General features: G+C 55.8%; 3 protein-coding genes and 1 pseudogene. 2 read left to right on the forward strand and 2 right to left on the reverse strand.

Going from position 1 to position 10171, the window contains the following annotated elements:
• Positions 1-3046: 3046 nt before the first annotated feature.
• A complete protein-coding gene (locus ASD45_RS00105; RefSeq protein WP_056909621.1) occupies positions 3047-6124 on the reverse strand; it encodes an EAL domain-containing protein in 3078 nt (1025 codons plus the stop codon).
• A gap of 378 nt (positions 6125-6502) precedes the next feature.
• Here ASD45_RS00105 and ASD45_RS00110 point away from each other — a divergent pair, with 378 nt between their 5' ends.
• Both ASD45_RS00110 and ASD45_RS00115 read left to right on the forward strand, forming a co-directional pair.
• Positions 6503-6850, forward strand: a complete 348-nt coding sequence (locus ASD45_RS00110; protein WP_056909622.1) for a response regulator — start codon at positions 6503-6505, stop codon at positions 6848-6850.
• A gap of 1070 nt (positions 6851-7920) precedes the next feature.
• Entirely contained in the window at positions 7921-9273 is a 1353-nt protein-coding gene (locus tag ASD45_RS00115) for a pilus assembly protein (protein WP_082540539.1), read from the forward strand.
• 194 nt (positions 9274-9467) lie between these two features.
• Here ASD45_RS00115 and ASD45_RS00120 read toward each other — a convergent pair.
• Positions 9468-10171, reverse strand: a pseudogene (locus ASD45_RS00120) (IS3 family transposase); the annotation flags it as partial.

Genomic DNA, 10171 nt, shown 5'->3' on the forward strand with positions numbered 1-10171 from the left:
GCGGCTGCGGCAACTTGAGGACGAGAGCGGCGAGCTGAAGAATCTTCTGGCGGAGCCGATGTTGGATGCCTTGACGCTCAAGGAGATGCTCGGACTTTTAGCGACCAGCTTGCGGAAACGCGCTGTGACCTGGCGCCGTATGGCTCCGTAGCGATTGAACTTCGCCGATGATCGGCGTTGAAACTCTTGCTGGGGCCTGAAATTATTCTTATAGATTCAGTCTTTTGGTAACAGTTGATGTAGCGTGACCTTGAGAATCCGGGCATTCCTGCGACCGACGAGTTTCTTCCGGTAACGAAACTCAATGATTTCAATTGTCTCCCCCAGACTACGAATCTGGGGGTCAGAGGTTCGAATCCTTTCGGGCGCGCCAATCTTTTCAATGGCTTATCTTGAAATTTCTAGGTGTTTGCTTACTAGGGATTGCTAAAAGTAAGCGCTTGGTAAGCGGTCCGTGCGAAAGCGAAGGGCGCGCCGGTTCGAAGTATCAGTGGTCAGCGGGATAGACACGGCCTGAGCAATCAGGCGGCCAAGATCGTCGGTTTTACCAAAGTTCTTCAAGAGAATTTAGCGCTGGAACCAACAGCGCAAGACAATGCTGTCATCAAAGAAGTGCCCGCAATGATGAAGCCGGGCTGCTTACATCGCGGGTGTTTGGCTCTACCAATTTTACCAGCGTCGCTTCGACGGGACGGGCGCGTTCAACCATGAGGCGGTCGCACAGTCTGTGAAATTCGGGCGGACACGCGACTTCTGAACTTCCAGTTCGAATCTCGCTTGGTCCGCCAATACCTCTACCTAACCGCCGCTTGATCCGATTTTGCCGGTAAAATTGCGTCGGATTTGCGAGCTTCTTAAGCCGACCGCTGAACTTTCGAATGCGGTTGTCTCCCGAATGCCGCTCTCAAGAGCGCCACTTTCTCTACGGCTCTGTACTTTCGGCCGCAGTGACGGTTCTAAAGAACCATCTAAAGCCCGGCATTCAATCAAGCTGGGTCTGCGCGGAGTTGGGTACATCTCGTCTGAGCAAATTTCTCGTAACTACCGAAACGGGCATCCACGTCCCCGATCCTAGAACCCATCCGCTTGCGCGGGAGTATTTCAACTGGCACGCGCTGCGGTACCTTGCGATCTCATGCTGGATCGAGGCAGGCCTTGCGCCAAAGACGGTCCAGACTTTTGCAGGTCATTCGTCGCTTGCGGTCACCGTCGACCGCTACGGCCACCATTTTTCAGTCGGACGACCATAAGGCGGCGATGGACGCCATTGCCATGCATTTTCCGATCGCTTTGCGCCAAGTAGTCAGGCTAATGGCAGCAGGAACCGGCCGAGTGGCGCAACGTTGGCTGTCGGAAGGAACGTCCCCATGGCCAGCGATCGCACCAAAAAGGTCCCCAGGACAGCAGCCGCATCGATCTCGGCGAGAACTACGAGATCCGGTACTGGTCGGGGAAATTCTCGGGTCACGCCCGACGAACTAAAAGCCGCCGTGAAAAAGGTTGGCAACTCCGCCGCGGCCGTCGAGAGGGAATTGGCCGGATGACCGGCCAGATCGCGATCATCCTCAACGTTGCTGACAAATGCCGTGGGCCAACGCGGCGGCGGAGCCGATGGACCGGACTGTAGCGAAGCTTGCGTCCGGCTTCACGCAACCTTAGGGCTCGTAGCTTTGTAGAACTTCGCCATTCCCTGTCGGGCTATCCGACATCGGCGATACAGACTCGGCGCGGTGCCCTGCCAATTAGGTCATCCCTGTAGACTTGCAACGCATGGGAGCTAAGCTCGACCGTCGTGCCGGGCTTTGTTGTCCATAGGATGTAGACGACACCCCAATGCCACTGAGGTGGCTAGCGGTCAAAGCCTGACTCTTGGTACCCACGATGGTGGGTCCGCTGCGGGTGGAAATGACCGAAGATCAGACGGTCGGCTGTCTCACAATTGACTCAACGAAACCCCTCGACCGCTCGATAAATTCCCGCTCAAGTTCTGACACTTGGGGAATAGTCGCAAGGTAAGCCTCGGCCGCGGCCCTGATACGGTTGCGCAGCGCCGGATCGGTTGAGCTCGCCTGATCAACCAGCGCCCGAAGGGCTGTCTCAATCGCGAGGAGTCGTGGGCCAAGCCCCACATCCGGTTGCTTCGACATTGAGCGTCTCCTTCCAAACTCGTCGCATCCAGCTGCACTGGTGCCTAGCCTAGTCCAAGCGTTGCCACTTCGCGTCTGAATTGATGTCGTCACGGCCTGGGCCGACGAAAGCAAACTAATCTTGAAAAGCTTCCACGCTTTAGTCCGGCGCTTTCCGGGTATGTATTGCAGTATTCACGACCACAGGACGGCCACAGAAATCCCAGAACGGATGTGATCAAACAGGGCCGAACGAGACGAAAAATATCAGACTTTGTTGAGCGTCTCCGGATAGCGCGTACCGCACATAACGGCCGGCTCGGAGGGTTGAAGTTCCTTAATCGGCCTCGCCCGCATGTCCCTGCGGGCTGAATTGCCTGGTGTTGCGAAATCTCATCTCAAGCTTAGAAGGAGTCGACACGATGGTAGCTGCCGCTTTGAGGCATTCCGCCGACAGCCGGTGCTCAAGTAGGGCGAAAAACTTTTGACTATGTCAATTTGCATAGAAAGGTAGCCGCGACTGGGCCTAGGATGAATTCATCATTGGCAGGGGGTGAACGGGCGCCGATGACGGAGAGACAGGTTGCTCCTGCCCGACACCGTAGAGGGGTCGTCATGCCTCACACGCAAAAAAGCCCTGTCAATTCTCCGGAAATTGAGCGTCCCACTTGCACCTCCTGCGGTTCGCAGATGTGGCTCCGGACGATTGCAAAGAACGGATCATCCCTAGAAACGCGGATGTTTGAATGCCCCGTCTGCGAAGTTTCGACGGGCGAGTGCGACCGGCAACATTCGGTCCAAAGCCATCGGTCTTTCCGTAGAGCCGAGTGAACAGCGGCTCCGCTTACTCCGCGCTATCAGCTGTCGCCATTCCTTATGATCGAAGGCGCCGACGCTTGGCTTGGTCCTCCGGCCGTCGTTTATCTGTACCTAACTTTTTGCAAGTCGGCCCGAAGTGTTGATAGGGGGCCGGGTCGTCCTATTAGATATCCTTGCATTTCATCGCAGCCTTCTTCGCGAAGGAGCGCAAATTGCTTCCAAGTCTCCACGCCTTCCGCCAAAATTGGAACCCCGAGACCGTGAGCAAGGGTAATTACTGCGTGAACAATCGCTAAGGCTCGCTCGCTAGAGTCCAACGAAGCGACGAACGATCGGTCAATCTTGATCCTATCCAGCGGGAATGCATCAAGATAGGATAACGATGAGTAGCCCGTGCCGAAATCATCGAGCGCAATCAAGACCCCGAGCTCCTTGAGCTGTCGCATCGTATACTTTGCGCGGCTCATTTCGTCGATGAGAACACCTTCTGTAATTTCGAGTTCGAGTCGAGATGCTCGAAGTCCGGCGTGACGTAAGGCTTTGTCAATCTGAGTAGCAAAGTCTTCGCGCCGAAATTGTCCGGCAGAGACGTTAACAGCAATTCGAAGCGGGGTGGTCCAAGATGCAGCTTCTGCGCACGCTTCCGCCAAAACCCAGTCGTCGATCTGCGCAATGACCCCGCTCTGTTCTGCAATCGGGATGAATTCGGTTGGTCCTATAATCCCTCGAATCGGGTGCCTCCAACGGACCAGCGCTTCGTAGCCTGTAATCTGGCCATCGCGATGTTGTTGCGGCTGATACTCAAGAAAAAGCTGCTTCCGTTCCACAGCAAAACGAAGATCATGTTCGAGCGCGCGTCGATCGCGAAGTTGCTGGTCCATCGCGACCGTGAACAGACGAACGGCGCCGCGCCCCTCATGCTTTGCTCGATAGAGAGCGGCATCGGCGTTTGCCAACAGCGATACAGCATCTTCCGAATCTCTCGGGAAAAGTGAAATTCCGATGCAGACATCGAGCTTTAGCGTGCGCCCTTCAATTTCGATTGGGGTGTTAAATACCTCCCGCATTTTAATTGCGGCCAATTCAGCGCTTCCAGGTAATGGCAACTGCTCGATTATGCCAATAAACTCATCGCCTCCGACGCGTGCCACGTAAGCGCCCTGAGCCGCCTCTTCCAGCCGGCGAGATGCGTGGCACAGAGCCGCGTCGCCGACCGCATGACCGTAGAGGTCATTAATCTCTTTGAAATGATCAAAATCCATGCAGAGCACAGCAAAGTCGCTACCTGTAGAACGAGCTCTTTCAATTACGGTTTGGAAGTGCTGATCAAGTGCTGCTCTATTGGGGAGTCCCGTCAGTGGATCGTGGCTCGCAAGATAGCTGATTCTTTCCTGAGTCCGATTTCGCTCAGTTACATCGAACGCGACGCAGACGCGTGCAGGGCGACCTTCGTAGATAAGAGGTCGAGAGTCGATTGCAACCTCGATAATACTGCCATTGAACGTCTTGTGAATTGCGTAGTCCGAGGTGGTGACCTCATCGCAAGCCGCGTCTTCAAGTTGTTGCTCGGTCATATTAAGAAGGAGTTCTCGATGATAACCGTAATGCCTACACATGGCGCCGTTGACAGCAAGTAGTTGCTTGGTCGCAGCATCGACGACCCACATCGGAAGGGGGTTCTCTTCGAATAGCAGTCGAAAGGAGGCTTCGCGCCGCTTAAGGTCTGTGATGTCGATGCGAACGCCGATGCTTCCACCGTCTGCCGTCCGCCTTTCTTCCACGCGCACCCACCGGTCGCCCGGTAGGTGCTGCTCATGAGAATATTTTGGCATTGTGTGGCGCGCCATGCGCTCCTTAATCCACTCTTCCTCGCGACCAATGGCTTCCGGGTACTGACCGTTAGCGACGCCTTCACGGAGAATGGTCTCGAACTTGGCTCCTTCGACCATGGCGCCGTGGCTAGCGGAGTAAAAACTCGCGTATTGTCTGTTCCAAAGCAGCAAGCGGTCCTCTTGGTCGAACAATGCGAGTCCGTCCGGCACTACATCTAGCGCCTCGGTTAAATGACTATGCGCTGCGCGGGCGGTAGCTTCTGCTTGCTCGGCCGCGGCCTTGGCTTCCGCAAGTGCCTTCTCGGTTCGATGACGCTCCGTGAAGTCCTCGTGAGTTGCAACCCAGCCGCCGTCGGCCATTGGGCGGTGGCGAATACGGACATAAACACCGTTCGTCAATTCGACCGTCGTATCTGACTCTTGATTAATTACCTGCGCACTGTTGCGCCATGAAAGATACTCCATTGGCGTCATCTTCGGCGCGGTGCCGGCCGAATACCGCAAATCAACTATTTCGTTTAAACTCATTCCAGGTCTGACGATTTCTGCGCTTAAGTCGTAGAGTTCGAGGTATTGGCGATTGCACACAATTAAGCGCTGCTCGCGATCGAAAAGACAAAGCCCATGAGACATGTTGTTCAGCGCGATTTCGAAGCGCTCAGCAAGAGCTTTGGCGCTTTGCTCAGCTATGCGAGCTCGGGCACCTTCCTGGCCTAATTCGGTCTGTAATCGAATGAGGTCGACGAAGTATTTGAAGTTAGTATTGATCATACGTCCAAGCAGGGCGACCAGAAGCAGGACGTTAATGCCGAGTGAGATCAGCATCCCGTCGCCTGACAAGAGGAGTACGGCACCGACTGGTGCCCCTGCGATCAGCAGGGTGAGTCGGGAAGCCGGAGGAAAGTTACCTAGACAGTATGCTGTGCCAATGCAGCCCATCAACACGAGCAGGGCGATCGGCGCCCGAAGCGTGGTATCCACGCTGCTAAACAGGGCTAAGATCCAAAGCACAAACCCGGCATTAAGAACGACGGCGACGATGCGAGTTTTGACGAGATGCTCGCGAGCTTCTTCGGGAGTGATCTCAGTATCCCTCAGGCGGATCCACCGCACCATCCGGACAATGCAGATTGCCAGCAATACGCCGGGTACTGCGAATCTCAAAAAAGGAGGGACCGCGGATGGGAGTACCGCACCGACGCTGATGCTGTCGACGACGAGCACCGCGTAGAGAATTGGAACCTGCTTGCGGAGCATCTTAAACTGCTCAACAAGTAGTAAACGGCTCAGCGAATTGGCTGAATCGCCTATCGAAAATGCGTCAACTATGCGCCTCAGTGCGTTCATCGATGCGAGCCCGCCCAAGGCAAATAATACGCCAACGACGCGAAAGAGACGTAAACGTGCATGGTGTCTCTTAGTTTAATAAACGGCCGGAGCTACGAATGATTGGCGCAATCATTATGGCCAGAGCAGATGCTGAATATCGGTTCCGAGTGCTGCGAGCGTGCGGCCTCGAAACTGCGAGCTGGGACGTCGATGAGTGGGGAAGTTCCACTATCCCTGCTTCCAAGGGAAGATGCGGGGGGCCTGCATGAGCTGCGCGGAATGATCGAGCTCGTCTCAATCGACACGGTTCAGTCGATTCGGGAAAATCTAAGGTAGTCCCTCCTCCGGAACCTGCAGACCTGCGCCACGTTAGGTGCTCGTTGCGAAGGGGTTGTCGTGAGTAAAGCGATATTGGCGGTCGAGGACGAGTTTCTTATCCTCGACTATGTGGCAGACATTCTGACCGAGGCTGGTTTTGAGGTAATCACGGCCAGCAACGCTGACGAGGCCATCAGGGTCTTGGAGGCGCGGACGGATATTTTTGCTCTCCTGACGGATATCGATATGCCCGGCTCCATGGACGGTTTGAGATTGGCCACGGCGGTCCGCGACCAATGGCCCCCGATCCATGTGATCGTAACCACCGGGAAGAACATCGGGCGCAGTTTGCCTCCCGATACCCACTTTCTTCCGAAACCGTATACGGCGAATGCCCTGTTGAGCATGGTTCATCGCCTGCATTAGCGCGCTTTGTCGTTTCGGCAACCGCTGATTTCCGTCAAAGCGGCGTTTGCGCCGATTGTCCAATAATGGGCGCGGGGGGCTGGAGACCTCGGAGCCGGACGCAGGGAGTCGCCTCGACTCCGGGGTTCTCTAAAGATTCAGATCGTGGTTTTTGGGGAAAAGCTGGCTGATTGACGGGCGGGTTGCGGTCAATCGCCTGGCTCGATTTCGGAACATGAACCGCCGCTCCTCTGTCATTCCCAATTTCTTGAGCCATACCGCGACACGCGGGGCGACGGAACTTCTCCGAGCGTACTGGTTCCGCGGTCGGCCGAAGCTTCCGGCTCGAAGCTTTTCCCTCTTCCGGCTCTTCCGCTCGACCGCCTGACGTTTCTCCTGTTCTTAAAGGCCGGTATTCCGCGCAGAGTGGGCTGCGCGTCCTTAACGGCTTCCTTGCTGATTTTGCCCAGGCCCTTCTTGCGGACCTCCGCTTCCAAGCCCTGGGGCCGACGTCGATCCGTAGCCTGCTTCCGCTTGCACGTAGCTCCCACCTTGAACGTCGGGACGCGCACGCGAAATGCAGTTTTGATCGGAGTTGGCGGGAGTGCCGCTGGCAGAGCGCAGGACGACGGCACGTTTTTCGAAATCGACTACTCCCGCCAAGGTTTATGAAGGTCAATTTTAGTTGGCGACTAGGTCTATGACACACTAACCCGAACGGAAGCCGGCGATATCTACGACAGGAAGACTACTCGCTCACTAACCGCTAACTGCGCGTCATGATCGCCTGCATGTCATAGCGTTTTTCCGACTCTTCATTGACTTAAACTGAGCGTCCCCCGACCGGGCGAATTTCTTGCCCCCAATCGGGAACTCCGGGATGCCCCATCAAAGGGATGAGGTCTCAGCCACCTGTACCCATGACGAGTGGGTAATTGTTACCGTTCAACCAGACGGCTGAATCACGCATTGTGTCATTTGATAAGTCATGCATCAGCGTTATCGCCTCGCTACTCAGTCCGCTCGAACAATTTTACAGGTGATTTATAAATCAGGACTAGCCTCGGTCTTTAAACTGCTAGGGGCGTTCAATGACAAGGCTTCACCAGTATTTAAAATTATTTGTAAGCGGAACTTCTGGCAACGTGGCGATTACCTTCGCTCTGGCGTCGCTTCCGCTGGTAGGCTTTGTTGGTAGCGCAATCGATTTTAGTAGAGCCAATGCGGCAAAGACGGCGATGCAAGCGGCCGTGGACTCCACGGCACTCGCGTTGTCTAGAGACGCGGACTCCTTGACCGCCGCGGAGATCAATATCAAAGCAAACGCATACTTTAAAAGCATTTTCATACGCCCTGACGTAAAGGGCATCGTGATCACGGGTGCCTACTCGAATACGACCGGCTCTAAGGTCGTGGTCAACGGAAGTGGCGCGGTCGACACCACCTTTATGGGCGCGTTGGGATTCGAGCATTTGCCCATCAACGTTAGTTCTACGGCCGCTTGGGGCATCAACAAGCTTCGCGTTGCACTCGCACTCGATGTAACCGGCTCTATGGCCGAAGACGGGAAGATGCCGGCGCTAAAGGATGCGGCCAAGGCACTGCTCAAGCAGTTGCAGGCGGCCGCGAGGGGCCCAGGGGATATATACGTCTCAATCGTGCCGTTCGCCCGATATGTGAACATTGGAAAGGCGAACTTCACGAAGTCGCTTATTGACTGGACGGAATGGGACAAGCAGCACGGCACCTGGGAGTGCTCAGGGAATAGCTCCTATAACAACTCCCATGCCAGCAATTGCAGGTGGAAGCCGGATGACCACTCCAAGTGGGAAGGATGTGTCTCCGATCGGGGCGACATTGATGGACCTAGCTCGCAAAACTACGACCAGAAGGTGTTGCCTCCCAATAGCGACACTTCCTCGGAGTATCCTGCAGAGCAGCCGGACGGGTGCCCGGCGACGATCAGGCAACTTACTTACGACTGGGACGAGCTAAATAGGATAATCGACGACCTTCGCCCGGAGGGAAGCACGAACCAACCCATCGGATTGGTCTGGGCCTGGCAGACGCTTGTCGGGGGCGGTGCGATGGTGTCTCCTCCGAAGGATACCAAATCCGTTTACAGCGAAGCGATCATTCTGATGTCGGACGGTTTGAATACCCAGAACCGGTGGTATGGGAACGGAGCAAGCCAAAGCTCGCAGGTTGATAAGCGCATGTATGACAGCAGCAGGAATGGGTCGGGCACTTGTGCTAACGCAAAGGATGCAGGCATCATCATCTATACGATTCAAGTCAACACTGGACACGACCCGACCTCAAAACTTCTCCGGGACTGCGCAAGCGGAAGAGACAAGTTCACAGAGATCAAATCGGCGCACCAAATGGTGGCAGTGTTCGAGTCGATCGGGAGCGCGTTGAGCAAGCTGCATCTGGCAAATTAGCGGTATCCTAGGTCAGATGAAGCATTGACTGACGGGAGGGGAACTCCGCCGTCATTCGAGGAAGGGACGTTTATAGGGCAGGTCGGGAAATAAGGGTTTCTTAGAGAAGAGAAAATAGTCATTAGTGACTTGCTCCCCTGAAATGCCCTCGGTTTTAAGTAGAGTCTGTTCCGGTTATGCCTCTCGGTGGGGCGTGCTGCGAACTCGGTTGGCGTGAGCCCGTTGAGGCTCGTGTGCGGCCGGTTGGTGTTGTAATCGATCCTCCATGCTTCGATGATCTCGCGGACCTCGCTGAGGTTCACGAAGAGGGTTTCGTTGAGGCACTCATCGCGAAGCTTGCCGTTGAAGCTCTCGACGAAGCCATTCTGCATCGGTTTGCCCGGCGCGATGTAGTGCCATTCGATGCCGCACTTCTCCTGCCAGGCCAGGATGGCATTCGACGTGAACTCGGTGCCATTGTCGCTGACGATCATGCGCGGGCAACCTCGGCTCTCGATGATACGGCTGAGCTCGCGGACGACCCGGGGAGCGGTCAACGAGGTGTCGGCGACCAGCCCCAGGCATTCCCGGGTGAAGTCATCGACTACGGTGAGGATGCGGAAGCGCCGCCCGCTCACCAGCGTGTCCATGACGAAGTCGAGCGACCAGCGCAGATTGCGATCCTGCGGGACGGCCATGGGTGCCCGGGTGCCCAGAGCCCGCTTGCGGCCTCCGCGTTTACGCACGGATAGCCGCTCTTCCTTGTAGAGACGGTAGAGCTTCTTGTGGTTGAGCTTCATGCCCTGGGCGGGCCAGCAGCAGCCCGAGACGCCGGTAGCCGAACCGCTGCCGCTGTGAGGCCAGCTCCCTCAGCTTGCTCCGAAGCCTTCATCGCCAGTCCTCTTGCCAGTATAGCGAC

Origin of the sequence: Pseudolabrys sp. Root1462 (assembly GCF_001426945.1) — a bacterium.
Lineage (GTDB): Bacteria > Pseudomonadota > Alphaproteobacteria > Rhizobiales > Xanthobacteraceae > Pseudolabrys.